Origin of the sequence: Streptomyces sp. NPDC046203 (assembly GCF_040646255.1) — a bacterium.
Lineage (GTDB): Bacteria > Actinomycetota > Actinomycetes > Streptomycetales > Streptomycetaceae > Streptomyces.
The window spans coordinates 326,757-352,459 of record NZ_JBEYZX010000001.1 but is presented as its reverse complement, the minus strand read 5'-3'; the positions used below and the strand labels follow the sequence as shown (position 1 = coordinate 352,459).

Here is a 25,703-nt window from a genome sequence, read left to right as displayed (position 1 = left end):
CCGCACCGGTGAAGCCCCGTCGGCCGGGTCTCCGCCGAACGCGGGCCTGTCGCACGGGACTTCACCGGACACACGGTGTCAGCCCGAGCCGGCCCGCGCGTAGGCGGCGGCCGCGGCCGCGTCGTCGGAGGCCGCGCAGACCTCGCTCATCAGACGCAGCGACTGCTTCTGCCAGCGGGTCGCCTGCATCCGCCCGAAGATCTCCAGCGCCGCCGCGATGTGTTCCTTGGCGCGCTCGTAATCGCCCCGGTCCGCGGCCACTTCGCCGAGCGAGAGCTGGATCCGTCCGATGGCCAGGTGCTCGTGGGCCCGGGTGGCGATCACCATGGCCTGCTTCAGCATCTCGTAGGCCGCGTCGTGACCGCCCTGCCGCGACCGGACGGTGGCCAGTCCGCGCAGCGCGTAGCACTCGCCGACCGGGTCGCCGGCCGAGCGTACGGCCTCCAGCGCACGGCTGAACACGTACTCGGCCTCGGCCACTTCGCCGATCTGCAGATGCGCCTCGCCCAGCCGGCACAGGATCTGCGCGCGCACCCGCCGGTTGCCCGACCGCTCCACCGCCGCCAGACCGGCCACCATGGTCCGCTTGCCCTCCGCGATCAGGCCGCGGTCCAGATGGATCTGCGCCATGTTGCTGAGGACGTGCGCCTCGGCGGTCGAGTCGTTCACCCCGGCGAGCATGGCGAGCGCCTTCTCGTACCCCGCCATCGCCTCGTCGAGGCGCCCCTGGATCCGGTCGACGAACGCGCGGTTGCGCAGGGCCAGGGCTTCGCCGTGTACGTCGCCGACCTGGCGGAACAGCTCACTCGCGAGCCCCAGCCGGCCACGCGCCTCGTCCAGCTTGTACTCGAACATGTGCAGGGAGCCGAGCGAGTACAGCATCGCCGCCTGGCCGCGCCGGTTGCCGTTGTGCCGGTTGACCGCGAGCGCGATCTCGTGCGTCGTGCGCCAGTCGTCGAAGTAGCCGTACATCTCGAAGAGCGTGACGAGCGTCAGCGCCAGATCCCAGCACAGCTCGTCGAGCCCGGCGCCGGCCGCCTGTCTGACCGCGGTGATCAGGCCGGCCCGTTCGTCCTCGAACCACCGGAGCGGGTCCTCGAGTTCGCGGTCCAGGACCGCCGGGTCGAGGGCCAGGCGGGGCGCCGTGCCGTGGATCAGCGTGTGGTCGCCTCCGTACGCCCGCCGGTGCGCCTCCTCCACCAGGCGCAGCCAGGTGCCGAGGACGCGGCCGAGGACGAGCGAGCGCTCGGCGGTGCTCTCCTGGGCGGCCAGGCACTCCTGGGAGTAGACGCGGACCAGGTCGTGCAGGCGGTAGCGGGTGCGATGGCCCTCCACCACCTCGACGTCGACGAGTTGGGCGTCCACCAGGAACTCCAGGGTGTCCTCCGCCTCCGTCGCGGCGAGGTCGAGCAGGGGCGCCGCGACCCAGCTGGAGAAGTCCGCCGCCTCCAGGATCGACAGCCGCCGAAAGAGCCGCTGGGCGTCGGCGGGCAGGCTCTGGTAGGCCATGGCCAGGCCGGCGCGGACGCCGACCCCGCCGTGGGTCAGTTCGTCCAGGCGCTGGCGTTCGTCGCACAGCCGGGCCACCATCTTGCCCAGCGGCCAGTGCGGCCGGGCGGCCAGCCGCGCCGCCACGATCCGCAGCGCCAGGGCCAGGTTGCCACAGAGCTTGATGAGTTGCAGGGCGCTGGCCGGCTCGCGGTGGATCCGCTCGGCGCCGAGGATCCGGCCGAGGAGTCGCAGCGCCTGTTCGGTGGAGAAGACGTCGATCCGAACGGCACGAATGCCTTCTAGACCGGACAGCCGGGACTGGCTCGTGATGAGCACCGGGCAGGTGGACGACCCGGGCAGCAGCCAGCGCACCTGCTCCTCGTCGATCGCGTCGTCGAGCACGATGAGCATGCGCTTGTCGGCGACCAGGTTGCGGAACAGCTCCGCCCGTTCCTCGATGCTCTGCGGGACCGCCGGGCCGGGTATGCCCAGGCTGCGCAGAAAGCGTTCGAGGATGAGGGCGGGCGGGATCGGCCGGGCCGACGGTCCGCGCAGTTTCGCGAACATCTGGCCATCGGGGAATCGTTTCGCCAGGGAGTGTCCGAGGTGCACCGCGAGCGTGGTCTTGCCGACCCCGCCCTTGCCGGTGATCGAGACGATCCGCATCGCGTACGAGGTCTCCATGGTGTCCTCGAAGGCCGCTTCGAGCTGGGCGAACACCTCGTCGCGCCCGGTGAAGTCGGCGATCGCGCCCGGCAACAGGCGGGGCACCGCGGGCGGTTCGACCACCGCCATGGCCGCCGGGGCCGCCACCGGCTCCGCCGTCGACGCAGCCCCCGCCCCCGTCGCCGTCCCCGACAACGCCACCGACGACGCTTCCGGAGTGGCGGGAGCAGCCGAGGAGGCGGCCGGTGCGAGGACGGCCGGGGCCGGATGTGCCCCGGGTGCCACGCCCGCCCGCGGCGGTGCGGTGTCCAGCCGGCCGGCGAGAATCGACTCCTGGAGCCGGCGCAGTTCCTCCCCCGGCTCGATGCCGAGTTCGTCGATCAGCTCGCGCCGGCCACGCCGGTAGACCTCCAGCGCCTCGGCCTGACGGCCCGAGCGGGACAGCGCCACCATGAGCTGGGCGCGCAGGCGTTCGCGCAGCGGATTCTGCATGACCAGGTCGATCAGCCGGGCCACGAGCTGCTGGTGCAGCCCGAGGGCCAGCCGGGCGTCCACCCACTGCTCCACGACGGTGAGCCGCTGTTCGTCCAGCCGCGCGGCCGGCGCCTCCAGCGCCGTACTGGTGACGCCGCCGCCGAAGCACGCCGAGCCGCGCCAGAGCCCGAGCGCGGTCTCGAAGGCGGCCGCCGCCTCGTCGAAGCGGCCGGCCTCGGCGGCAGTACGGCCCGTCGCGGCGGCCCGCTCGAAGACATGGAGGTCCAGTTCGCCCTCGCCGACGTCGGCGAGATAGCCCGGCGACCTGGTCTGGATGACGTCGGGCAGGCCGACCTTCGCCATGCTGGCGCGGACCATGGAGACACAGATCTGGATCTGGGCACGCGCGGTGGGCGGCGGGGCCTCGCCCCAGACGGCGTCGATGAGCCGGTCCATCGGAACGATCCGGCCGTGTTCGAGGAGCAGAACCGCCAGGACGATCCGCTGGCGTTCCGCGGTGATCAGCGCCGGTCCACCGGGACCGACTACGTCCAACGGTCCGAGTAAACGAAAGCGCATGACCGTCCTTCACATCCACGCCATTGTTTCCGCCGGTCAGCTACGCACCAACATCATATCTATCCAACCCCGTGCGCTCTGTCCAGTGAGCGATACGCACGGTGTTCGGGGATCCGGCGGGAGGCGTGTCGGCCGTCGGCGTGCTCCGGCCCTTCGGCCGGAGCGGCTGTACCAGGCCAACTCCGCTCAAGAAAACGGAACTTGCCCAACGAGCTGCGGAGTGTGCGGATTTGCCCGCCGGGCGCGACGGCCCGGCCGCGCGCGGACCGGAGCCCGCACGGAAACAGGCCGGGGCCCGCGCGCGACCGGGGCGGCACGGGCCGGATCGGATCGGGACGGGGCGAGACGGGGCGGGTCGGGGCGGGGGCCTTACCGTCGTCGCGCGTCGGTGAGGTCCACCGCCGCCGGTCCGCCCAGCAGGGACGGCAGTTCGGCCCGCCGGCTGATCCGCAGTTTGCGGTACGTGCGGGTCAGATGCTGCTCGACGGTGCTGACCGTGACATGCAGATCCTCGGCGATCTCCCGGTTGGAGCAGCCGACCGCGGCCATCGCGGCCACGCGCCGCTCCGCCTCGGTGAGCCCGTCGCCGCCGTCGGCGGGCGTCGGCACCGCGGTGGCGCTCTCCACCGCGAGCCCCCGGACCAGCGCCTCGGCCTGGCAGTCGGCGGCCACGCTGACGGCGCGCCGCTCGGCCGCCGCCGCGCGCCGGAACTCGCCCAGGGTCCGGTACGCCCGGGCCAGATCGGCGAAGGCCAGGGCGAGTTCGTAGCGGTCGCCGTCGTCGGACTGCAGCAGTTCGGCCGCCTGGCGCAGCAGCGCCGGCCGGTGCGCCGGGGCACCCACCCCGGCGAGCACCCGGGTCGCGGTGCCCCGGGCCCGGTTCGGCAGCACGGGGAACAGGGCCGACTGCTCGTCGAGCATCCGCTTCGCCTCACCCGGGCGGCCGAGGCCCAGGAACACCTCGGCGGCGTCGGTGCGCCACGGAATCAGGCCGGGGGTGTCGATCCCCCACTGGCCCAGCTTGGCGCCGCACCGGCGCAGATCCTCCAGGGCCATCTCCAGATGGCCGGTGGCGAGGCCGAACCGGGCCCGCGCGTAGTGGTAGTGCATGCCGTACCGGGTGTCGAACATCGCCTCCGGGACCCGGTGGTCCAGATAGACCTGCGCCTCGTCGTAGCGGCCCATCGCGGTGGCGGCCAGCACCAGGGTGCTCAGCGGCGCGCCGACGGTCACCCCCCAGCTGATCGCCGGCAGGGTCGCCAACGCCTCGCCCGCGTACCGCCGGGCGTCGGCCAGGTCGCCCCGGCGCAGCGCGATCTCGGCCCGGACCGCGCCGAGCCGCGCCTGCCTGCTCGGTGTGTGCCGGGCCTGCGCCTGGTCGAGGAAGCGATCGCACCAGGCCGTCGCGCGCTCGACCCGCCCGCTGTAGGCGAGGGTGAGCAGGGCGCTCTCGACGGTCTCGGTGGACAGCTCCTCCGGCCGGGTGCCGTGCAGCACCCGCTGGGCCACGCCGATGGCCTCCGGGTGGGGACCTTCGCTCAGTACGGCGGCCAGCGCGGACACCGCCCGCAGCCGGCGGTCGGCGCTCACCGAGTGGGCCGGGGGGCGTCCCGCGCCGGTGCGCGGGCCGAGGGCGGCCAGGAACGACGGGTAGGCGTGCCGCAGCCGGCGCCGGGTGATCTGGAGTTCGGTGGCCGTCTCCGGGTCGGCCGCCTGGCCGGACGCGGCGAGGCGCTGGAGGACCTCCTGGGCCTGGTCGAAGCGGCCGTGCCAGAGCAGTGCCCGGACCAGCGTCAGCGCGTCGGCGCCGCGCAGGCCGCCGGTGCGCATCGCCTCGACGAGTTCGCCGAGCCGGCCGCTGGACACCCCGGGGTTGACGCACCACTCGGCGCGGACCAGGGCGGCGGTGATCCGGGCCCGGCGCGCCGGGTCCGCGCAGACCAGACGGGCCAGCCGGAGGCACTCCACGGCGCGGCCGGCCGCGCCGTCGCGTACGGCGTGCGCGGCGGCGTCCTCCAGGGTCGACAGCGCCCACGACTCCTCGAGCACGCTGCCGGCGGCCGGCGCGCCGGCGTGGAGCAGATGGCCGGCGGTCACCGAGGTGCCGGCTCCGCGCTCGTGGGCGAGGACCGCCGCGCGGGCGTGCAGCCGGGCGAGTTCACCGGCCTCGATCGCGCCGACCACCGCGTCGTGGGCGGCCTTGTGCCGGAAGCCGTCCATGGTGAGCAGTCCGCCGGCGATCAGCGCGTGCACCGCTTCCGTGGTCCTGGCGGGGCTCAGGCCGACCAGGGTGTCGAGGGTGCCGGGGTCGTCGGGTTCGCCGAGCACCACATAGCCGCTCAGCACCCGGACCATGTCCGGGCATCCCCGGCGCAGACAGGACAGGACGGCCTCGCGGTAGCGCGGGCCCGCCTCGGCGCCTCCCAGGTGGTCGCGGACCAGCGCCTCGACCAGGAGCGGGTTGCCGCCGCTGTAGGCGTGCCAGTCGGCGGACCGCGCGTCGGCGATCGCCCCGCCCAGGTGCCGGGCGATCAGCTGCCGTACCCCGGCCGGGGAGAGCGGAGTGACCTCGACGCGGTGGCAGTTGGGCTGGCGCAGCAGGTCGGCGGCGAAGCGGAACTCGGTGTCGCAGCCGTGGCCGCTGTGGGTGAAGACCGCGAGCACCCGGGTGTTCCGCAGCCGTCGTACCAGATAGCCGAGACAGGTCAGCGAGGCATGGTCGGCCTGTTCCACGTCGTCGACGGCGAGGTACAGCGGGCAGCGTTCGGCCAGTTCGAGGAGGATGGCGCACAGCCCGTGCACGATGCCGTCGTCCACCTGCTCGCCGGTGCCCCGGAGCCGGGCGCCGCGTACGCCTTCCTCGATCAGCGCCACCGCCCGGGCCCGGTCCCCGGCGTCCAGGGGCGCGTCGTCCACCAGTTGCCGTACGACCCCCAGGGGCAGATGGCGTTCGGCCGCGGATCCCAGTGCCGAGAGCGGCTGCATGCCCCGGCTCATGGCGCGATCGGCGAAGTGGTGCACCAGCACGCTCTTGCCCGCCGCCACCGGCCCGGAGACCAGCACGGCGTGTCCGTGTCCGTTCCGGGCCTGTCCGGCCAGCCTGTCCAGTAGGGCCGACGGTGCTTCGCGCTCCACCAGTTCCACCGCGAACTCCTCCCATGGGTCGGTGAGAAAGAGGGAAAGTCATTCCTCGGCCAGGCAGCGGATCGCGTACGTCGGCCGCGCCCTCGGCGCATGCGTCGGCCATGTTTTCCGTCCGGCTCATCGACCGGCTATCGGTGTGCTATCGGGCACGCCGACAGGGGCGGCTCAGGATGCCTCGGGGGCGGTGCGGGAAGGGAGGAGGAGCGGCTCGGGGACCGGTGACCGGCGGCCCGTCCGCGTGAGAAGCGGCCCAGCACGCGACGGCCGGGGACCGCACCGTCGAACGGTGCGATCCCCGGCCGGATCGGGAGCGGGGCGGGTCAGTCCGCCTGACTCATCGCCTCGACAAGGCTCTTGGGGCGCATGTCGACCCAGTGCTCGTTCACATAGTCCAGGCACGCCTGCCGGGTCGTGCTCGGCAGGGCGACGGTCCAGCCGGCCGGGACCTCCGCGAAGTCCGGCCACAGAGAATACTGTTCCTCCTCGTTGACCAGAACGCAGTAGGAGGCATTGTCGTCCTCGAAAGGATTGCTCATGAACCCTCGTACCCCTTGTTTTCCGCCGAATTGAAGAGTCGCCCGTATTCTGGCCGTGCCGCATTCGCTCGACAACCCCTAGGCCCCCGTAGGGAGGAGGGTTCACTGTCCACCGAACACCTGTGATACGAGCGGGAGTTCCTCGCCCGGACGCTCTGAGCCCGGGCGCCAGGCCACCCTGTCACCCGCTCATCGCGGTGAGGACCGCGTCCAGCGCGGCCACGCCCTTGTCCAGTTCGTCGAGTCCGATGGTGAGGGCCGGACGGAACCGTACGGCGCTGGGCCCGCCGGGCAGCAGCAGCACCCGGTGATCGCGGCGCGCCCGCTCCAGGACCTCGCCCCGCAGGGCCGGATCCGGCAGGTCGAAGGCCCACATCAGGCCCATGCCCCGGACGTCCCGCACCAATGCCGGATGGGCCTCGGCGAGGCCGGCGAGGAGCCGGCCGAGGTGCGCGCCCTTGGTCTCGGCCGCCGCCACCAGGCCGTCCCGTTCGATGATCTCCAGGATCCGGGTGGCCCGCACCATGTCCGCGGTGTTGCCGCCCCAGGTGGAGCCGAGCCGGTCCGGCACGGTCAGGGCGCCGTCGGCCACCTGGTCCACCCGGCCGCCCGCCATCACTCCGCACACCTGGGTCTTCTTGCCGAAGGCCACCACGTCCGGTTCGAGTCCGAGCCGCTGATAGGTCCAGGGGGCGCCGGACATGCCGCATCCGGTCTGCACTTCGTCGACCACGAACAGCACCTCGTATTCATGGCACAACTCCTGCATGCGCAGCAGGAATTCGGTGCCGAGATGCCGGTCGCCGCCGGCACCCTGGACGGGCTCGGCGATGAAACAGGCGATACGGTCGCCGTGTTCGGCCAGCTGCCGGCGCGCGGCCTCGACCGCTTCCCGTTCCGCGCCGGGCACGGGCACCGGCACACGTGGCCAGCTCCACCGCGGATAGCGGTCGGTCACCGTGGGCGAGGTGTTGGTCAGGCTCAGCGTGTAGCCGCTGCGCCCGTGGAAGGCCCTTTCCATGTGCAGGACTTCGAGAGGCGCCGACGGGTCGAGACCGCGCCGCCGGGAGTGCCAGTCGAAGGCCACCTTGAGCGCGTTCTCCACCGCGAGCGCGCCGCCGTCGATGAAGAACAGGTGTGGCAGCCGGGGGTCGCCGAGGACCCGGCGGAACGCCGCCGCGAACCGGGCGTACTGCGTGGTGTAGATGTCGGAGTTGGTCACCTTGTGCAGGGCGGCCCGGGCGAGTTCGGCCAGGAACGTCCGGTCGCCCGCCATGTCGGGGTGGTTCATGCCGAGGGGCAGCGAGCCGTAGAACGTGATCAGGTCGAGGTACTCCGCGCCGCCGCGCGCGTCGACCAGGGTGCTGCCCCGGCTGCGTTCCAGGTCGAGCACGAGGTCCAGGCCGTCCATCAGGACGTGCCGGGACAGTTCCGCCAGGGCGTTGTCCGCCGTGATCTCCACGTCACACCTCGTTCCGCTGATATCGCCGCAGATCCAGCTCGTCCAGGCCGGCCAGCACCGCGTCGGCGCCGGCCAGGCCGGGGGCCATGGCCGGCTCCCAGGGCACCGCCACGCAGCGTAGACCGGCGGCCCGGGCGGCGCGGACGCCGAGCGGGGAGTCCTCGACGGCCAGCGCGTCCCCGGCGGCCACCCCGGCGCGTGCCAGCGCGAGCAGGTACAGGTCCGGCGCGGGTTTGTGCCGGCCGCTGTCGTCGCCGGTCACCAGGAAGGCGAAGGACCCGAGCAGCCCGAGCCGCCGCAGGTGGCCTTCCACCCAGACGGCCGGGGAGCTGGAGACGATCGCGGCGCCGTCGGCGGCGTGGAGCAGCCGCTCCACGCCGGGCCGGGCCGGTGCGGCGGAGCACCGGGCGGTCCGCCGCTCCCGCTGCCAGTTCCATTCGTCGTCCGCGACCGGCCGGCCGAGGTGGCCGGCCAGGTCGTCGAGCGCGACCCGGGCACCGGCCGAGTTGCCGAGCATCGTGGCCCGTACGCCGGGGCTCAGGGGAACCCCGAGCCGGTCGTAGAGGTCCTGCCAGGCCAGCAGGGCGGCCCGTTCGGTGTCGCAGACCACGCCGTCGAAGTCCAGCAGCAGGAACGGCGTGGACATCAGTGGTCCACCGGCCCTCGGTCGAAGGCGGTGAGCCGGGCGCAGTACCGGGCCAGGGCGTCGGTCCAGTGCGGCATGGCGTGGACGAAGGCGGCCGCGCGGGTGCTGTCCAGGCGCGAGTCGCGCGGCCGGCCGCCGACGAAGCCGGCGTCGTCCATGGACATCGGCACCGGGTGGGCGGTGCCGAGCCGTTCGGCGAGCGCGAGGCCCACCTGGTACCAGCTGGCCCGGCCCCGGTTGGCTATGTGCAGCAGACCTCGGACGGCCAGCGCGCCGGGCAGCAGGCGGACCAGGGCGGACGCCAGATCGGGGATGTAGGTCGGACTGCTGAACTGGTCGTCGATCAGCCTCGGCCGGCCCCCGTCGAGGAACTCGCGGGCGGCGGCGACCACTTGGTCCAGATCCGGGTCGGTGCCGCCGTACAGCCAGGACGTGCGGACCACGAGGTGGTCGGGCACGGCCTCGACGATCCGCTCGCCGGCGAGCTTGGTCAGTCCGTACACGCTGACCGGGGCGGGGATGTCGTCCTCGTTGTAGCCGGCCGGCCCGGGCGCCCGGCCGTCGAACACGTAGTCGCTGGAGATGTAGATCAGCCGGCTGCCGTGCCGGCGGCAGGCGTCGGCGACATGGTGGGTGCCGCCCACATTGACGCGCAGCGCCTGGGCCGGGTCCTTCTCGCAGGAGTCCACCACCGCGTTGGCGGCGGTGTGGACCACCACGTCGGGCTTGAAGTCGGCGATGGACTCCCGGACGGCGGCCTCGTCGCCGATGTCGAAGTCGGCGAGGGAGACCCCGAGGACGGGCCAGCCGGCGGTCTCCGGGCGCGCCGCGAGTTCGCGGCGCAGCGCGGTGCCCAGCATCCCGTCCGCGCCGGTGAGATAGACCCGCATCACAGGTGTCCGAACTCGGCGATCAGTTCGGGGACCGTCAGACCGGAACTGATCTTGTCGCGGATGACCCGCTCCCTGGCGATGTTCATCTTGGTGTGGTCGAGCACGGCTGCGGCCTCGCCCTGCGGGACGACCGCGATGCCGTTCTCGTCGGCGACCACGATGTCCCCGGGGTTGATCACCTGTCCGTCGATCACCACCGGCACGTTGACCTGGACCGGCTCGGTGCGGTCGTGGACGGCGGTCGGCGAGGGCCGCGGGACGGTGCTGCGGTACCAGACCGGGAAGTCGAGGTCGCGGATCTCGTCGACGTCGCGGATGGCGCCGTCGACGATGCCGGCGGCGATGCCGATCTGCTTCGACAGGGTGGACATCAGGCCGCCCCACATGGCGGTGCGGGTGGTGCCGTGGCAGGCCACCACGATCACGTCGCCGGCCTGGGCCTTGGCCAGTACCGGCATGCAGTCGACCAGGTCGTCGATGGACAGATTGACGGTGAGCGCCGGTCCGGCGATCTTGTGGTGGTGCTTGACCGGCAGCAGGCCGCCGATCGCGCCGACCCGCCGCCGCGCGTCGGTGACGAGGCAGCTCGGGCTGTACTCGGCGAGGACCGAACGGAAGCCCTCGACGAGCTCCTCGGAGGGTCGGTTCAGTTCGTTGCGGACAGTTTCCACGTTGTGTCTCCCATGGGTTCGGTGGTGCGGTTCAGCCCTTGACGTCCGCGCCGATCAGGTCCGCGAGGTGGGCCGCGTCCATGCCGTGCGCGGCGAGCACTTCGGCCTCGGTGCCGCAGCGCGGCACCTCGGTGAGGCCGATGCCGCGGAAGGCGGTCCCGTCCCCGGTGCCCGTCTCCAGCAGGTGCCGGGCGATCAGATCGGCCTGGCCGCCTCGGTCGAATTGGTGCTCGACCACGAAGAGGTGACGGGCGGCGGTCAGCAGTCCGCTCAGCCACGCCGGGTCGATCCGGTTGTGCCAGGGCAGATCCACCACGGTGAGTGCGACGCCCCGCTCGGCGAGCAGCTCGGCGGCGCCGAGGAGTTGGGCGAGGACGACCGGGCCGGCGCCGATCGCGACGGGGCCGTCGCCCTCGCCACGCAGTACCCGGCCCTGGCCCACCACCAGCGGGGTGGGGGGCAGTTCGGCCAGCTCGGCGGGGACCGGCTGGCTGGACAGCCGCAGATAGACGCTGTCCGGAGTGGTCCGGCAGTAGCGTACGGCGGCTTCCAGCTGGGCCGGGTGGGACGGCTCCAGGATGGCCAGTCCGGGGACGGCGCAGAGCGCCGACACATCGCGGACCGCCTGGTGCGAGTGGCCGGGCCCGGCGGGCAGCAGCCCGGCGAGCGAGCCGACGTAGACCACCGGCCGCCGTTCGGTGGCGTTGTTGTAGATGTGCTCGTTGGGGCGCGCGTGCAGGAAGCAGGAGAACGAGTGCACGAACGGCCGCATGCCGCCGGCCGCCAGTCCGCCCGCCATCGAGACCATGTCCTGCTCGGCGATGCCGCATTCGACGAACCGGTCGGGGTGGGCCTCGCGGAACGGGATCAGACCGGTGTCGAGCACCAGGTCGCCGTCGAGCGCGACGATCCCCGGGTCCTCGTGCGCCGCCTCGGTGAGCATCCGGCCGTACAGCTCGGGCAGCCGCACCGCGGCGGGCTTCGCCGGCAGGTCCACCGTACGGACGACGGGCCGCAGCGGGGCGAGGCCGTGCCGGGCGAGTATCTCCTCGGCCGTAGCGGTCAGTTCGCGGTACGCGGCGTCGTGGTCCGCGGGGCTCGGCGCGCCGCTGTGGTGGCGGTAGCGCCATTCTCCGGGGGCCATCGAGGTGGCGGCGAATGTGGGGCAGCCGCCGCCCTTCACCGTGTCCGCGATGATCACCACGGGCCGGTCCGGGTGGTCCGCGGCCCGGCGGGCGAACGCCTCCTGGAGCTGCCGGGGGTCGTGCCCGTCGCAGCGCAGTACACCCCAGCCCGCGGCGGTGAACTTCCCCCGCAGATCGCCGAGATCGCTCACGTCGGTGACGAACGTGTCGGACTGCAGCCGGTTGTGGTCGACCACCACGGTCAACTCGCCCATCCCGTACCGCGCGGCGCTGGGCAGCGCCTCCCAGTTCTGGCCCTCCTGGAGTTCGCCGTCCCCGGTCATGACGACCACCCGGGAGGTCCGGCCGGCCAGCCGGTGGGCGAGGATCAGGCCCTTCGCCTTGGAGATGCCCATGCCCAGGGAGCCGGTGTTGAAGGGCATGCCGGGGGTGCCGGTGTCCGGGTGTCCGGGCAGTCCGTCGATCCGCCGGAGCCGGTGCAGCAGTTCCTCGTCCAGGTGCCCGAGGGCGATCATCGCCGCGTACAGGCCGGGGGCGTCGTGCCCCTTCGACGAGAAGTACACATCGCCGCCGGCTTCGAACGGCCGGTCGAGTTCCTCCAGCAGCAGCCAGCCGACCACGTCGGCGGCGCTGAAGCTGGAGCCGATGTGCCCCGAACCGGCGCGCGTGATCATGTAAAGGGTGTTGATGCGGGTCAGCGCCGCGAAGGCGAGGGCCCTGTCGTGCGGATCGCCGACATGGTCCAGGACGCGCTCGAACTCGGTCCTCGGTATCCAGGCCAGGGACCTGTCCATGGCTTCTCCTCGGGGAGGGGTCGGTGTCACCAGCAGCCGAACCCGCCGTCGACGGCGAGTTCCGTTCCGGTGACGTAGCGGCTCAGATCGGACGCGAGGAACAGCAGCGGCCCGGTCAGGTCCTCGGCGCGGGCCATCCGCCGCAGCGGCACCCGGGCGTCGAACTTCTCCCGGAACACGGGGTCCTGCGCGCCCAGGACACCGCCCGGCGACAAGGTGTTGACCCTGACCCCGGACGGACCCCACAGGGCCGCGAGGTACCGGGTGAGCGCGGCCACGCCGGCCTTGGACATGCCGTACGCGGGCGGCTTCAGGAACGGCGGGTCCACCGGCAGGTGCTCGTACATCCGCGGGTCGGGCGCCAGACCGCCGTACATCGAGCCGATGTTGACGACGGATCCCCGGCCGTGCCGGGCCATCTCCGCGCCGAAGACCTGGCACATCCGCAGCGTCCCGTGGGCGTTGACGCCGAGGATGCCGCCGGACACCTCGTCCGGGATGTCCTCGAAGCGCCAGCTGCCGCCCCGCGCCGACGGCGGGCTGTCGATCCCCGCGTTGTTGACGAGGACGGACGGCACTCCGGACCGGTCCAGACAGGCGTCGAGCGCGCGGCGCAGCCCGTCGGTGTCGGTGACGTCCGCGACCAGCAGTGTGAACCGCTCGGGGCCGTGGTCGTCGAGGACCGCCCGCAGCCCCGGGCCGACGGCGTCCTGGACGTCCAGGCCCACCACGTCGGCACCGGCGCCGAGCAGGGCGTCCACCCACACCGGGCCGAGCCGGCCGCACACGCCGGTCACGACGGCGACCGACCCGGTCAGATCAATCGCGGCCGGCATCGCTGTCCATGTCCATGGCCATGCCCACGTCCGTCAGAACGTCCAGGGTGATGTCGGCGTCGGCCGCGAGCGGCCCGCTCAGATGACGGCCCACCACGTCGGCGAGCCGGTCGGGGGTCAGCCCGTCGCCGGGCGACTTGATGGCCACGTCCTCCAGGCTGAGACGGTGTCCGGCGGGCAGGTCCCGCTGGGCGACCAGCTTCTTGCCCATCTTGAGCATGGCGGGCCGCTCACCCGGCTGGACCGCCTTGTCCCGGCCGCCGAGCGAGCGCCGTACCCGGCCGAGCCCGTCGACCAGTTCGGTCAGGGCCGCCTGCTCCATCGAGAACTTGTGGTCGCTGCCGGGCCGGGTGCAGTCGAGGGTGACGTGCTTCTCCACCACCCGGGCGCCGAGCGCGTACGCGGTCCAGGCGGCCCACGGGCCGAGGTCGTGCCCGGAGAAGCCGACCACCGTGTCCGGGAACTCGGCCCGGTAGGTGCCGAGCACCGCCAGGTTCAGCGCTTCGGGCTCGGCCGGGTACATCGCCGTGCACTGGAGCAGCGCCAGGTCCGGGTTGAGCGGCAGGACGGTGCCGACGGCGCGCCGCACCACCTCCATGTCGGCACCGCCGGTGCTCACGATCAGCGGCTTGCCCGCCTTGGCGGCGTACGCGAGGAGCGGGGTGTTGCGGATGTCCCCGGACGCGATCTTGATCGCCGGCACGTCGAGTTCGGCCAGGAAGTCCACGCTGGCGAAGTCGAAGGCGGTCGAGAAGAAGTCCACGCCCAGTTCGGCGGAGAGCTGCTGGAGATACGTGTACTCGTGGGTGCCGAACTCCAGGAACTCGCGGTGCGCGCCGTACGTCGGGCCGAAGCTGTTGCGTCCGGTGTACGGGGAGTCGTACATCTCCCGGGTGAACAGCGAGCGGTTGTCCCGCTTCTGCAGCTTGACCGCGCTGGCCCCGGCGGCGGCGGCCTGGCGCACCAGCTCCTCCGCCTTGCCCAGGTCGCCCTCGTGGTTGTGGCCGATCTCCGCGATCACATAGGCGTCGGAGTCGTCCGATATGGTCCGCTGGTTTACCGTCAGCGCTCTCATGGTTGTCAGGTCCTCTCCAGAAGATCGGTCACCAGCGAAGCGAGCCGGTCCAGTCCGAGGTCGATCTCTTCGGGCGTGAGCAGGCTGCAGGACAGCCGCAGCTGCCGCAGTCCGCCTCCCGCCGCGTAGAAGTGGTGCATCGGCGTCCAGATGACCTTGTGCCGCTTGGCCGAGTAGGCGAGCAGGTCGTCGTCCGCGACGAACGGGACCGTGACGACCAGGAAGAATCCACCGTCCGGCCGGTTCCAGGAGACCGGGGACGGGTCCGGGAACCGCGCGGCGAGCCCGTCGAGCAGATGTCTCAGGCGTTCGCCGTAGCGCGCGGTGGCGTCCCGGTTCGCCTCGCGCAGGGCGAAGCCGCTGTCCAGCAGTTTGCCGCCGATGACGGCCTGCGCGATCGGCGGGGTGTTGACAGTGATCATGCTCTTGATCTTTGAGAGCTCGTCGGCGAGGGTGCCGACGCTCTCGCCGCCCCGGACGACCGGCTGGTCCGCTACCACGAACCCGATCCGGGCGCCGGGCAGGGCGGTCTTGGCGTACGAGCCGAGGTAGACGACCCGGTGGTCGGTGTCCAGCGACTTGAGCGTCGGCCTCGGGGGCGCGCCGTCGCCGAAGAACCCGTAGGGGTTGTCCTCGACGAGCAGGATGTCCAGCTCGGCGGCCAGGTCGAGCAGCCGGCGCCGGGTCGGTACGTCGAGGCTGAGCCCGGTCGGATTGGCGAAGTCCGGCACCAGGTAGCAGGCGCGGGGCCGCAGTCCCGCCGCCCGTGCCTTGTGGACCTTGTCCGCCAGATCGTCCAGGTCGATGCCGCCGGTGCCGCTGTCGACCGGGACGACCGGGAGGTCGACCAGGCGGGCCGCGCCGGTGATGCCGACGTACGCCGGGGAGGTGGCGAGGAGGACATCGCGGTCGTCGGCGCGCAGCGCGCGCAGGACCAGGACCATGGCCTCCTGGCAGCCGACGGTCACCAGGACCGACTCCGGGTCGACGTGGATGTTCTCGTCGGTCGCGAGGTTGCGGGCCACCAGGTCCTGGATCACGCCCTTGGTCCGACCGTACTGGTAGAGCCGCTTGCGGGCGGTCTCCGAGCCGCCGGGCTCGGTGCCGGCGACGTGATCGGTCCAGATGCGCAGGTAGTGGTGGACGTCCTCGATCGCGAAGCCGCCCGGGTCCGGCCTGCCGGGCGCGAAGGAGACCGCGTCCGGGTAGAGGTCGGAGACCTCGTTCAGCAGGTTCATCGACACGAGCGCCGGATCGGACAGCGAACCGTGCAGCTCGGCCAGGTCCAGCGCCGCCGCGGGGCGGGGGGCTGGTGTGGCCTTGGTGGCTGGAGTGGTTCCGGCGGCCGGGGAGGTCGGGCCGGTCGGGTCCTGGCGCTGGTCCGTCGGTGCGGTCGGTGCGGTGGGTGCGGTCGGGTCCGTCGGTGTGGTCGGTGCGGTGGGTGTGGTCCGGCCGGGGGGTGCGGTCCGGCCGGGGGGTGTGGTCCGGCCGGTGGGTGTGGTCGGTGCGGTCCGGTCGCTGGACGACTCGGTCATGGTTTCTCCCGTTCGCTCGCCTCGGACGCCCATCGCACACCCAGCCGTGCCGCGGCGGACACATCCGGCGCGCCGGCGAGGGCCATCGATGTCGCGAGTTCGGTGCGCAGCAACTCCAGTACGCCGCTCACGCCCTGCTCACCGCCCACGGCCAGCCCCCACAGGACCGGTCGGCCGAGCAGTACTCCGGACGCGCCGAGGGCCAGCGCGCGCAGCACGTCCGTACCGCTGCGCACCCCGCTGTCCACGAGGACCTCGCACGCGTCACCGACCTCGTCGCGGATCGCGGGCAGGGCCAGCAGGCCGGGCACGGCGCCGTCGAGCTGCCGGCCGCCGTGGTTGGACACCACGAGACCGTCCGCGCCGAGGTCCGCCGCGCGCCGCGCGTCCGCCGGGTCGAGGATTCCCTTGAGCACCAGGGGAAGCCGGGTGCGCCGCCGCAGCCATTCCAGGTCGGACCAGGTGAGGGTGGGGTCGATCACGGCGGCCGCGTGCGCGCCGACGCTCTGGCCGCCGCCGCGCTGGCCGCCGGGCAGGTTCACCGGGGCGGCGTGCGCGGGCACGGCGAAGCCGTTGCGCAGATCGCGCAGCCGCCGGCCCATGAACGGGACGTCCACGGTGAGCATCAGGGCGCGGGCGCCGAGCCGCTCGGCCTCGTCGATCAGCCACTCGGTACGGGCCCGGTCGCGCAGCCAGTAGAGCTGGAAGAACAACGTGCCGCCGGGCACCTCCAGTTCGTCCAGCGGGCAGCCGGCCAGGGTCGCCCCCGTGAAGGGCAGACCGGCCGCGGCGGCGGCCCGGGCCACCGCCGGTTCGCCGTCCGGGTGCACGACGGCGTGGAACGCCATCGGCGCCACGACGACCGGCAGCGACGCCGGCACCCCGAGAAGGGTGGTCGTGGTGTCGGCGGTGCCCACCCCGGACAGCACGCGCGGGACGAGATGACAGCGGTCGAACGCGGCCCGGTTGGCGTCCAGCGTCGACTCGGCGCCGCTGCCGCCGGCCACGAAGTCGTACACCTCGGGCGCCAGCACCGCGCGGGCGCGGTCCTCGACGTCGGCGAGGGTGAGCGGTTCCGTCGCCTGGACGGCCGGCCTGTCCGTCACGCCAGGTCCTGCCGCTCGACCGCCTCGTACAGCTTGCGGATGTTGTTGCTGCCGAACGTGGTGGCGCCCCGGCGTTCGACGACCTCCATGAAGAGGGTGCGGCGCGGGTGCTCGGAGCGGGTGAAGATCTGGAACAGCTCGCCGTCGTGGTCCCGGTCGGCGAGCACCCGGTGCTCGCGCAGCTCCGCGACCGGGTGGCCGGCCGGACCGAGGCGCTCTTCGAGGTTCTCGTAGTACGCGTCGGGCGTGGACAGGAACCGTACGCCCGAGGTGGTGAGATCGCCCACGGCCGCCACGATGTCCGGCACCGCGAACGCCAGGTGCTGGACGCCGCCGCCGCCGTGCTTCTTCAGGAAGTCGTCGATCTGGCCCGGGACGGCCCCGCTCATGGGCTGCAGCAGGGTCAGCGTCACCTGTCCGTTCGGGCTCTGCACCACCTTGGACTGCATGGCCTGCGCGCCGACGTGGATGTCCTCGGCGAACACCACACCCCAGCCGAGTTCGCGCTCGTAGAACGCGACGGTGGGGTCCAGCTCGCCGTTCTCCAGACAGATCGCTATGTGGTCCACGCACATCAGATGGCGCTTCGCGGATATCGCGTCCGCAGCGGACTCTGCGGTCTCCGCGGTCTCCGCGGATTCCTCGGCGGCCACCGGCTCGATGCCGGGCAGCGACCAGGGCTCGCCGGCGGTCCGGCGTACGAAGGTGTGGGTCACGTCGCCGAAGGGCTGGAGCGCCGTGCGCTCCGGCTCCGTCTCGGGATCCGTGTCCGCGTCCGCGTCCGTGTACGGATCCGTCTCCGTCTCCGTCTGCGGCTGCGGCTTCACGCGCAGGGCGATGTCGCTCACGCCGTCGCCGTGCCGGGCGGTGAACAGGGTGGCCGGGTGGTCGTCGGAGCGGCCCTGCAGCAGCACCAGGACGATGTCCCGCTGCCGCACCGCCACGGCGGTGAACTCCTGGTTGTCCCCGGCGGCGATGACGTCGAAGCCGTAGCGGTCGACGAACTCGGCGGCACGGACGTGGGCATCGCCGACGGCGATGGTGATGTGGTCGATACCGGCATCGAGGGCGTGCCGATTTCTGGTCCGGGGTGCGGACGACACCAATTCCCCCCAAGGTCTGGATAATCGGTTTCCACGGCGGGAACAGAAATTGCCGATCCCGGTACCGCGACGAAAAAACGCTACGGACGGGCGCCGAAGAATGTCAACGAATGCCGGCGCGAGCCGCTCGATACTGCGGAATGCCTCGTCCCACATCAGGGTGACGGGGCATCCGCTATGGGGTTCCTAGGGGTTGGGGTACCTAGGGGTTGCACTTTCCGCCACGACAGGCCGAATATGCGTGCGATCGAAGCTGCGGACAAGGAGCGATACGTGCTGATTCATCAGGCACTCGACAAGCGCGCGGCAGAATACGGCGACCGAATAGCTCTCGTCGACGCCGGGGGACCGGTCACCTATTCACGACTTGTTTCCATGGCCGATTCGTATGCCGCCGAGTTGGCCGGAGCGGGAGTCGGACCGGGCGCCCTGGTGCCGGTACGCGTCCCGCGTTCGGCCCGGATGGTGGCACTGCTGCTGGCCGTACTGAAGACGGGCGCGGCGTACTGCCCCATCGACGTGGGGTGGCCGGAGGCACGCGTACGGGAACTGCTGGGCCTGCTGCGGGCACCGCTGTTCGTCACGGACACGCCGCTCGCCGGCGTGCCGTGCTGGACTCCCCCGGACGGGCCGGCGCACGAGACCCGGACGGCCCCGGCGGCCCCGGCACTCCGGACGGCCCCGGCAGGACGGGCGGTGCGGGCGGACATCGGGCCGGCCGATCCGGCCTGTGTCTTCTTCACCTCCGGCAGCACCGGCACCCCGAAGGGGGTGGTGACCCCGCATCAGGCCGTGCTGCGGCTCTTCGACAGCGGCCCCCTCTCGGCCTTCGGCCCCGGCCGGGTACTGCCGCAGCTCTCCCCCGTCGGCTGGGACGCCTGCGGCCTGGAGCTGTGGGGCATGCTGAGCCGGGGCGGCACCGTGGTGCTGCCCGACGAGGACCATCTGCTGCCGGACACCCTGCGCGATCTGATCGCGCGACAGGGGGTGAACACCCTCGTCCTGGTCGCGTCCGTGGTGAACCTGCTGGTCCGGCTGGACCCCGACTGTTTCGACGGGGTCGACCTCATGTTCATCGGCGGGGAACGGCTGGCTCCCGGGCCCGTCCGCTCCCTGCTGACACACCACCCGGACACCACCGTCCACAACTGCTACGGCCCGGTCGAGTCCTTCGCCTTCGCCACCATGCACCACATCCGGCCCGAGGACTGCGACCGGCCGCACGGCGTGCCCATCGGGCGGCCGGTGCCCGGCACCCAGGTCCATCTGGTCGACGGCGAACTGTGCGTCGCGGGCACCGGACTGGCCCAGGGGTACCTCCGCGACCCGGAGCGCACCGCCGAACGGTTCGTCACCGTCGACGTCGACGGCGTGCCGACACGGGTCTACCGCACCGGCGACCGAGCCGAGCGCGACGCCGATGGAGTACTGCACTTCCTGGGGCGGGCCGACCGGCAGGTGAAGATCCGCGGCTACCGGGTGGAACTGGCCGAGGTGGAGAGCCACGCCGCCGGCCGCCCCGGCGTGGGCGACTGCGCGGCGGTGGCGCTGCCCGGCCGCGGTGGCGCGTACGAACGTCTGGCGCTGGCCTTCAGCGGCGCCGCCGACCCGGCCCGGGTCCGCGCGGAGCTGCGGGACCGGCTCCCCGGCCATCTGGTGCCGGATCTGGTGCGCCGCTTCGGCGCACTCCCTCACAACGCCAACGGCAAGGTCGATCACCGGGCGGTGGCGGAGCTGCTGCGCGCCCCGGCTTCGGAAAGGGACTGACGATGAACACGTACAAGACCGCCGAGAGCACCGAGACCATCGAGAGAGCCGGGGCCGCCGCGGGCCCCGCCCCCGTCGGGGACCAGGTCACAGGGAGCCTTGCCGCCGGGAGCACCGGGCCCGCCGCGGCCGGCATCACCACGGTCGGCGCCCCCGCGGCCGGCACCCTCTCTGCCGGCACTCTCGCGGCGGAGACCGCTACGGCCGAGACCACCGCCCGGATCGTGGCGGACTATCTGACGCTCGTCGACGACAGCATGGTCGCGGTGCTGCCGCACGCCCTGCGCATCGCCGTCGAACTCGGCGTGGCCGATGTAATGGACTTCCTGGCCCCGCAGCCCGTCGCCACCACGGCGGAGCTGACCGGGACCCACTCCGATTCCCTGGCCCGGCTGCTCTCCGCCCTCGCCGCCGCGGGATTCTTCGCCGGCGATCCGGCCGGCGGCTTCCGGCTGACCGCGCTCGGCTCCCGGCTGCGCCGGGACGACCCGGAGAGCCTTTCCGCGTCGCTGGTCAACGCCGAGAGCCAGCATGCCTGGCTGCGCGCCACCGACACTTTCCGTACGGGCGCGGCCGCCTTCGACGACGGGGGCGACGACAGCGGCGACTTCTTCGGGGTCAAGAACACCCGGCACGGCGAGAACCTCGCGTTCCTGCGCCGGATGCGCGAGCGCACCGGCCGGCTCTACCGGCAGGCCGCCCGGGCCGTCGACTGGACGCCGTCCGGGGTCATTCTCGACATCGGCGGCGCCGACGGCTTCCTCCTCGGGGAGATACTCGCGGCCGCCCCGCACGCGAGCGGCATCCTGTTCGACCGCCCCTCGGTGATCGACGAGGTCAACTCCCGTGGCGGCGTGCCCGGTTGCCGCACGGTGGCGGGCGATTTCTTCGAGTCGGTGCCCGACGGCGCGGACACCCATCTGCTGTGCAGCGTCCTGCACGACTGGACCGACGCCCAGGCGGTGGACATCCTGCGGTCGAGCCGGCGCGCGCTGGCACCCGGCGGTCGGCTGCTGGTGATCGAGATGCTGGTGCCGGAGGACGGCTCGCCGCATCTCGGCCACTGGAGCGATCTGGGGATGATGGTCCTCACCGGCGGCCGGGAACGCAGCCGGTCGGGCTTCGCCCGGATCCTCCGAGCCGCCGGTTACCCCGCGCACCGGGTCCAGCCGATCCCCGGCTCGCCGTTCTCCGTCATCGAGGCGCGCTGAGCGCCGATGGACACCGACTCCGCACCCGCCCACGGCCTCGTCGGCCTCGCTCCCGGCCCTGGCGCTGGCCTTATCTCTGGCCCTGACCCCGGCTCGGGTACGTGTCCGGGTCCGGGTACCACTCCCGGCCTCGACCTCGGCCCGGGCGTCGCTCCGTACCCCGCCCCGGACCTCGATCTGCTCTCGCCGGAGGTCTTCGCCGGGCAGCGGCATCTCGACCAGTTGGCCGCCCTGCGCGCCCGCCCCGGCCTCGCCCGGCATCCGGAGCCGGACGGCCCCGGGTTCCTGGTGGCCACCCGGTACGACGATGTCCTGGCGGTCCTGGGCGATCCGGCCACCTTCAGCTCCCGGGCCGGCATCCGGCTCGGCGGCTCCCACGAGGCGGCCGACCGGGTCGCGGACCGGCTGATGGTGGTCAGCGACCCGCCCCGGCACGGCCGGATCCGCCGTGTGGTGGGCGCGCCGTTCACCCCTGCGGCACTGCGCCGCTGGCAGGACCGGATCGTCGACGGGGTCACCGACCTGGTGGACGAGGTGGTCGGCGCGGCCGCGTCCGAGGACCTGGGCGGGAACAGGGACAGCGGCGGGAACGGGAACGGGGACGGATACGCGGGCGGAAACGTAGACGGCAACGGGGGCGAACGGCCACCCAGGGTGCCCGGGCCCGTGGTCCTGGACGCCGTCGGCGATCTGGCCCGGCGGCTGCCCAACCAGGTCATCTGCGCCATGATGGATCTGCCCCGGGCCGACTGGCCGCTGATCGGCCGGCTCACCACCGACGGCCTGGACTCCCCCGACCCGATCGACCGTCTCGACGCCAACGCGGAGATCTTCGGCTACTTCGCCGACCTCCTCGACGAGCGCCGGGCCCGTCCCGGCGACGACCTGATCAGCGCGCTGCTCACGGCGGGCGGCGATCTGACCGACGAGGAACTGATCGTCAACTGCGGCGGGGTGCTGACCGGCGCCAGCGAGACCGTCCGGTACGCGGCGGCCGGGGCGCTGCTGGTCTTCGCCGAACAGCCCGCGCTGTGGGCCCGGTTGCGCACATCGCCGGAGCTGCTGCCCACCACCGTCGAGGAGATCCTGCGCTGGACCACCCCCGGACTGCACGCGCTGCGTACGGTGACCCGCCCGGTCACCGTGGCGGGCACCGCGCTGGTGCCCGGCGACCGGGTGACCGCCTGGCTCTGTTCGGCCAACCGCGATCCGGCCGTCTTCGCCGACCCGAACACCTTCCGACTCGACCGCACGCCGAACCGGCACCTCGCCTTCGGCTGGGGCCCCCATGTCTGCGTCGGGTCCCGGGTCGCCCGGCTCGAACTGAGCGCCCTGCTGACCGCACTGACCCGCCGGGTGCGCGCGGTGGCCCTGGCCGGCCCGTCGGTGTGGGGCACCGGCAACTTCATCCACGGACTGACCAGTCTGCCGGTGCGGCTGAGCCCGGCGTGAGCCGCCAAGGAGCTGATGAACGTTGAACACCACCGACACTCCCGCAACCACCGAACCCCTCGCGACACCCGCGACAGCCACTGCCCCCACGATCGCGGCGATCGCCGCGATCTGGCAGGAGGTCCTGGGCGTCCCGGTCGCGGAAAACGACGACTTCTTCGTCCTGGGCGGCCAGTCACTGGCCGCCATGGAAGTGGTGGCCGCGCTGCGCCGCCGCCTCGGCGTCACGATCCGGGTCCGGGTCCTGCTGGAGCACCCGGTGCTCGCGGACTTCGCCGGTCGGCTCGCACTGCCCGGGGAAGGAGCCCTGGGGCGCTCCTGAGCACCCGGGGCCACTGACGAGGACGGCGGAAGCGCACCAGCGCTCCCGCCGTCCTCGCGTGGCCGCCACCTGCTTCGGCCCGTCGGAGACAGCGGGAATTTTCCCGCGGGCGTGATCGGCCGGCCACCCGTGAAGCTCAGGCGAAGACGGCGAGGCTGGTGCTGCTCGTGCTGACACCCGAGATACCGATCACGGTTTCATTCGTCGTCGCGGCGAGGCTGAAGCCGGCACCGGACGAGGAGTAGACCATCTGCCCGGAGCTGGTCGACACGCCGTTCGGGCCGACGGTGGTGGTCGAGCCGGACGAGACGACGGTGTCGGCGGCGGCCAGGCCGGCGCCGCCGATCAGAAGGGGAAGGGCCAGAGAGAGGACGGCGACGGTGCGCTTGACAGCGTGCATGGGACGGTCCTTTCAAGGGAGAGAAGGGGACCGGAAGTCCCCTCTCCTCGGGTGTGAGGAGAGGGGACCAGCACAGCGCGTGGAGCCGTTCACCGGAAGAGGCGCGGGAGGCAAACCACCGGAAGGGCGGGAGCGGAGGCGCGGAGGCACGGACGGCGTGAGAAGGGACGGGGCGGCCCACCGCGCCCCCTGGGACAGTACGGGTGCGCGTGCGCACACCACACCTTGGCGTCGGTCCGTACGCACCCGGGCTGTTCACACACCACCCGACTCCGCTCAGTCGAGGCAGTGTTCCCAGATCGCCCTGGACTCGCCCTCGATCCAGTAGCGGTGCGACGCCTGGGTGACGCGGAGCCGTACGGCGGTGATGTCGGGGCTCCCTGCGGCCTCCCAGGCGATCAACGCCTCTTCGACCCGGTCCCACAGAGAGACGGGGCCACCCTGGCGGACCCGCCACTCCTGCCCGTCGATCGTGAACTCGGCGAACGACTCGTGCTCGGGGTCGAAGAGGTAGAGGAGTCGCGCACCCGTGCTCGTCGTGGCACGTACGAGCTGAGCGCCCGGTGCGGCAAGCTGGGCGAGGAAAGCGGGCGTCCACTCGTCCAGCGCGAGCGGTGTCACCTTGGCCGGCCGCTCGCTGTCGGCGTAGGCCGTACGCGCCGAGAGGTCACCGGCGACAGGCGTGGTGGCCTGCGAGCGTGCCTGCATGAAGCTCGCGCGCCCGATGATCCGGCCCTCGGCCGTGCCGTCCTCGCGCACGGTCACCTTCGCCAGACCGGAGCCGTTCGCCCACGAGCCGACGGTGGCGAGGATGGTTCCGCCCGGCTTGGTCTGCCGCACCCACGCGTAAGGGATACGGCGGACCAGGCAGGTGGCGATGACCCGGTCGTACGGCGCCCGCCGGGGATACCCGAGAAGACCGTCGCCGGTCACGGTCCACGTGGAGTGGCCGGCCGTCTCCAGGGCGGCGTCCGCGCGTGCGGCGACCCCCGGATCCACCTCCACGGTGGTCACGTTGTCCTCGCCGAGACGGTGGCACAACAGGGCGCCGGAGTAACCGGTTCCGGTGCCGATCTCCAGGACCTGGTGGCCGTCCTCCACATCCAGGCTTTCGAGCATGCCGAGCACGAGGGCCGGCATGGTGGAGGAGGACGTGGGAAGTCCTGCCACGGGTTCGCTCACCTGGTCGGCGGTGAGGTGCCCGTCGAGCTGGGTCGTCAGTGTGTCGAGGCTGTAGGCGGTCCGGATCCATTCCGCGGGATCGGAGCCGGTGGCCGTGACCGGCCGCCACCGCACGCCTTCGGGAAGGAACACTCCCGGATTCAGGAAGAGTTCGCGGGGAACGGTTTCGACGGCCGCCCGCCACGCGTCCGTCACGAGGGCGCCGGACTGCACGAGTCGAGCGGCGAGCCTCCGGCGCTCGGGACCGGTGTCGGTCATGTGGTCTCTCCTGTCAGTAGGGCCGCGAACGCGGCGGCCATGGGCAATCCGGTGTGCGGCTCCAGCCATCCCCACTGCCCGTTGGGGTTCAGCTCCAGCCACCACAGGTCGCCTTGTCGGTCCTCGGCGAAGTCGAAGCTGCCGGACGCCAGTCCGTAGTGATCCAGATACGAGAGAAGTGCGCTCTCGATTGCCCCGGGCAGGGCCACCACGCCGTACGAAAGGGCCGAGTAGTCCTTGCGCCAGTCCAGCAGACCGGAGGTGATCCGTACGGCGAACACCTGTCGGCCGACGACCAGGACGCGGAGGTCGGCCACCTTGTCGACGACGGTCTGGAAGAGGTGGGGCGCCACTCGCAGACTCTCGTCGATCTCCTCGGCGGCGACGGTCTCGGTCCAACCCGCCATGGGGACGCCGTCTCGCTGATAGGGCGTCCAGCGCAGTGTTTTATAGATCACGCGCTCGTGGGAGGAGATGAACTCCCGTGCCTCATCAGGATCGTTCGTCACCAGCGTGGCCGGCACGGTGAGACCAAGACGCTGGGCCGTTGCCAATTGGGCGGGCTTGTAGTCTGCCACCGCGACGCGGAGGGGGTGATTCACCCAAACGGGACCCTCCATCGCGTACAGGGAGCCGCCCAGCCCGTAGCGAACCTGCGCCACGGCGAACTGGGCGTCATGCTCCCCCAGATCCGGAAAGGTGGGCCAGACAGGCCGGCGCCAGTACACCGCGCGGACATCCGAGAGGTCTGCGGTTCTCGACGGAGTACGCACGCGCCCGGCCACGGGGGCCGGGCGCGTACCGAACCGAGCCGAGACCGTCAGGTCCGCCCCGATGTCGGCCGGGTCGATCCGCACGACCGGGACATCGAGCCGGTTGAGTTCCCTGATGACCATGTCGGCGGTGACGTCGTCCGCCTCGGTGACCACGAGGACCGGCCTCTTCTCGGGCATGA

The 25,703-nt window shown here is 72.3% G+C and carries 20 protein-coding genes; 4 read left to right on the top strand and 16 right to left on the bottom strand.

The genetic code is table 11. From position 1 onward, the window contains the following. Nucleotides 1-78 precede the first annotated feature (78 nt). From ABZ990_RS01470 to hppD, 13 genes are all read right to left on the bottom strand, one after another. Nucleotides 79-3,186 (bottom strand): BTAD domain-containing putative transcriptional regulator, encoded by a 3,108-nt coding sequence (locus ABZ990_RS01470; protein WP_361223438.1) that lies wholly within the window; start codon nucleotides 3,184-3,186, stop codon nucleotides 79-81. Nucleotides 3,187-3,579: 393 nt separating this feature from the next. Beyond that, entirely contained in the window at nucleotides 3,580-6,354 is a 2,775-nt protein-coding gene (locus ABZ990_RS01465; RefSeq protein ID WP_361223435.1) for an AAA family ATPase, read from the bottom strand. A 320-nt stretch (nucleotides 6,355-6,674) separates the two neighbouring features. Then, nucleotides 6,675-6,890 (bottom strand): MbtH family protein, encoded by a 216-nt coding sequence (locus ABZ990_RS01460; RefSeq protein WP_361223432.1) that lies wholly within the window; start codon nucleotides 6,888-6,890, stop codon nucleotides 6,675-6,677. 181 nt (nucleotides 6,891-7,071) lie between these two features. After that, nucleotides 7,072-8,352 carry an L-lysine 6-transaminase gene (gene lat, locus ABZ990_RS01455; protein WP_361223429.1) on the bottom strand — a complete coding sequence of 427 codons (1,281 nt, stop codon included), beginning with the start codon at nucleotides 8,350-8,352 and terminating at the stop codon, nucleotides 7,072-7,074. Between the two features lies 1 nt (nucleotide 8,353). Next, nucleotides 8,354-8,998 (bottom strand): HAD family phosphatase, encoded by a 645-nt coding sequence (locus tag ABZ990_RS01450; RefSeq protein ID WP_361223426.1) that lies wholly within the window; start codon nucleotides 8,996-8,998, stop codon nucleotides 8,354-8,356. Continuing rightward, entirely contained in the window at nucleotides 8,998-9,888 is an 891-nt protein-coding gene (gene rfbD / locus ABZ990_RS01445; protein WP_361223424.1) for a dTDP-4-dehydrorhamnose reductase, read from the bottom strand. The genes ABZ990_RS01450 and rfbD overlap by 1 nt, the downstream gene beginning before the upstream one ends. After that, nucleotides 9,888-10,562, bottom strand: a complete 675-nt coding sequence (locus tag ABZ990_RS01440; protein ID WP_361223422.1) for an RraA family protein — start codon at nucleotides 10,560-10,562, stop codon at nucleotides 9,888-9,890. The genes rfbD and ABZ990_RS01440 overlap by 1 nt, the downstream gene beginning before the upstream one ends. 31 nt (nucleotides 10,563-10,593) lie before the next feature. Then, nucleotides 10,594-12,501, bottom strand: coding sequence for a transketolase C-terminal domain-containing protein (locus ABZ990_RS01435; protein ID WP_361223419.1), 1,908 nt, complete (start codon nucleotides 12,499-12,501; stop codon nucleotides 10,594-10,596). Nucleotides 12,502-12,527: 26 nt separating this feature from the next. After that, complete coding sequence (locus tag ABZ990_RS01430; protein ID WP_361223416.1) at nucleotides 12,528-13,337, bottom strand: SDR family oxidoreductase; 810 nt, start codon at nucleotides 13,335-13,337, stop codon at nucleotides 12,528-12,530. Then, the gene (locus ABZ990_RS01425; protein WP_361223413.1) at nucleotides 13,321-14,412 is read right to left on the bottom strand and encodes an N-acetylneuraminate synthase family protein; all 1,092 of its coding nucleotides are present in this window, start codon (nucleotides 14,410-14,412) and stop codon (nucleotides 13,321-13,323) included. The genes ABZ990_RS01430 and ABZ990_RS01425 overlap by 17 nt, the downstream gene beginning before the upstream one ends. Nucleotides 14,413-14,417: 5 nt before the next feature. Then, nucleotides 14,418-15,947, bottom strand: a complete 1,530-nt coding sequence (locus tag ABZ990_RS01420; RefSeq protein ID WP_361223410.1) for a PLP-dependent aminotransferase family protein — start codon at nucleotides 15,945-15,947, stop codon at nucleotides 14,418-14,420. Beyond that, nucleotides 15,944-17,053, bottom strand: a complete 1,110-nt coding sequence (locus tag ABZ990_RS01415) for an alpha-hydroxy acid oxidase (RefSeq protein WP_361223409.1) — start codon at nucleotides 17,051-17,053, stop codon at nucleotides 15,944-15,946. Before ABZ990_RS01415 ends, ABZ990_RS01420 begins: the two co-directional genes overlap by 4 nt. Then, on the bottom strand, nucleotides 17,050-18,156 hold the full coding sequence (gene hppD, locus ABZ990_RS01410) for a 4-hydroxyphenylpyruvate dioxygenase (protein ID WP_361223406.1): 1,107 nt from the start codon (nucleotides 18,154-18,156) through the stop codon (nucleotides 17,050-17,052). Before hppD ends, ABZ990_RS01415 begins: the two co-directional genes overlap by 4 nt. 273 nt (nucleotides 18,157-18,429) lie before the next feature. Between hppD and ABZ990_RS01405 the strand changes: the two genes are divergently transcribed. The 4 genes from ABZ990_RS01405 to ABZ990_RS01390 are packed head-to-tail and all read left to right on the top strand — an operon-like array spanning nucleotide 18,430 to nucleotide 22,908. Continuing rightward, nucleotides 18,430-19,923, top strand: a complete 1,494-nt coding sequence (locus ABZ990_RS01405; RefSeq protein WP_361223403.1) for an amino acid adenylation domain-containing protein — start codon at nucleotides 18,430-18,432, stop codon at nucleotides 19,921-19,923. A 2-nt stretch (nucleotides 19,924-19,925) separates the two neighbouring features. Beyond that, complete coding sequence (locus ABZ990_RS01400) at nucleotides 19,926-21,134, top strand: methyltransferase (protein WP_361223400.1); 1,209 nt, start codon at nucleotides 19,926-19,928, stop codon at nucleotides 21,132-21,134. A 6-nt stretch (nucleotides 21,135-21,140) separates the two neighbouring features. Continuing rightward, complete coding sequence (locus tag ABZ990_RS01395) at nucleotides 21,141-22,586, top strand: cytochrome P450 (protein WP_361223397.1); 1,446 nt, start codon at nucleotides 21,141-21,143, stop codon at nucleotides 22,584-22,586. 22 nt (nucleotides 22,587-22,608) lie between these two features. Further along, on the top strand, nucleotides 22,609-22,908 hold the full coding sequence (locus ABZ990_RS01390; RefSeq protein WP_361223395.1) for a phosphopantetheine-binding protein: 300 nt from the start codon (nucleotides 22,609-22,611) through the stop codon (nucleotides 22,906-22,908). Nucleotides 22,909-23,044: 136 nt separating this feature from the next. Here ABZ990_RS01390 and ABZ990_RS01385 read toward each other — a convergent pair whose 3' ends face one another. The 3 genes from ABZ990_RS01385 to tgmB form a co-directional block, all read right to left on the bottom strand. Next, nucleotides 23,045-23,308, bottom strand: a complete 264-nt coding sequence (locus tag ABZ990_RS01385) for a hypothetical protein (protein ID WP_361223393.1) — start codon at nucleotides 23,306-23,308, stop codon at nucleotides 23,045-23,047. A gap of 276 nt (nucleotides 23,309-23,584) precedes the next feature. Continuing rightward, nucleotides 23,585-24,748, bottom strand: a complete 1,164-nt coding sequence (gene tgmC / locus ABZ990_RS01380) for an ATP-grasp peptide maturase system methyltransferase (protein WP_361223392.1) — start codon at nucleotides 24,746-24,748, stop codon at nucleotides 23,585-23,587. Next, on the bottom strand, nucleotides 24,745-25,701 hold the full coding sequence (gene tgmB, locus ABZ990_RS01375; protein ID WP_361223389.1) for an ATP-grasp ribosomal peptide maturase: 957 nt from the start codon (nucleotides 25,699-25,701) through the stop codon (nucleotides 24,745-24,747). Before tgmB ends, tgmC begins: the two co-directional genes overlap by 4 nt. Nucleotides 25,702-25,703: the final 2 nt, after the last annotated feature.

What these genes read in the sequence shown, in the direction of transcription:
- ABZ990_RS01460 (WP_361223432.1), bottom strand. Translation starts at nt 6,890, where the DNA reads ATGAGCAATCCTTTCGAGGACGACAATGCCTCCTACTGCGTTCTGGTC.
- ABZ990_RS01430 (WP_361223416.1), bottom strand. Translation starts at nt 13,337, where the DNA reads ATGCCGGCCGCGATTGATCTGACCGGGTCGGTCGCCGTCGTGACCGGC.
- ABZ990_RS01450 (WP_361223426.1), bottom strand. Translation starts at nt 8,998, where the DNA reads ATGTCCACGCCGTTCCTGCTGCTGGACTTCGACGGCGTGGTCTGCGAC.
- ABZ990_RS01420 (WP_361223410.1), bottom strand. Translation starts at nt 15,947, where the DNA reads ATGACCGAGTCGTCCAGCGACCGGACCGCACCGACCACACCCACCGGC.
- ABZ990_RS01425 (WP_361223413.1), bottom strand. Translation starts at nt 14,412, where the DNA reads ATGAGAGCGCTGACGGTAAACCAGCGGACCATATCGGACGACTCCGAC.
- ABZ990_RS01385 (WP_361223393.1), bottom strand. Translation starts at nt 23,308, where the DNA reads ATGCACGCTGTCAAGCGCACCGTCGCCGTCCTCTCTCTGGCCCTTCCC.
- tgmB (WP_361223389.1), bottom strand. Translation starts at nt 25,701, where the DNA reads ATGCCCGAGAAGAGGCCGGTCCTCGTGGTCACCGAGGCGGACGACGTC.
- tgmC (WP_361223392.1), bottom strand. Translation starts at nt 24,748, where the DNA reads ATGACCGACACCGGTCCCGAGCGCCGGAGGCTCGCCGCTCGACTCGTG.
- ABZ990_RS01395 (WP_361223397.1), top strand. Translation starts at nt 21,141, where the DNA reads ATGGACACCGACTCCGCACCCGCCCACGGCCTCGTCGGCCTCGCTCCC.
- ABZ990_RS01435 (WP_361223419.1), bottom strand. Translation starts at nt 12,501, where the DNA reads ATGGACAGGTCCCTGGCCTGGATACCGAGGACCGAGTTCGAGCGCGTC.
- ABZ990_RS01400 (WP_361223400.1), top strand. Translation starts at nt 19,926, where the DNA reads ATGAACACGTACAAGACCGCCGAGAGCACCGAGACCATCGAGAGAGCC.
- rfbD (WP_361223424.1), bottom strand. Translation starts at nt 9,888, where the DNA reads ATGCGGGTCTATCTCACCGGCGCGGACGGGATGCTGGGCACCGCGCTG.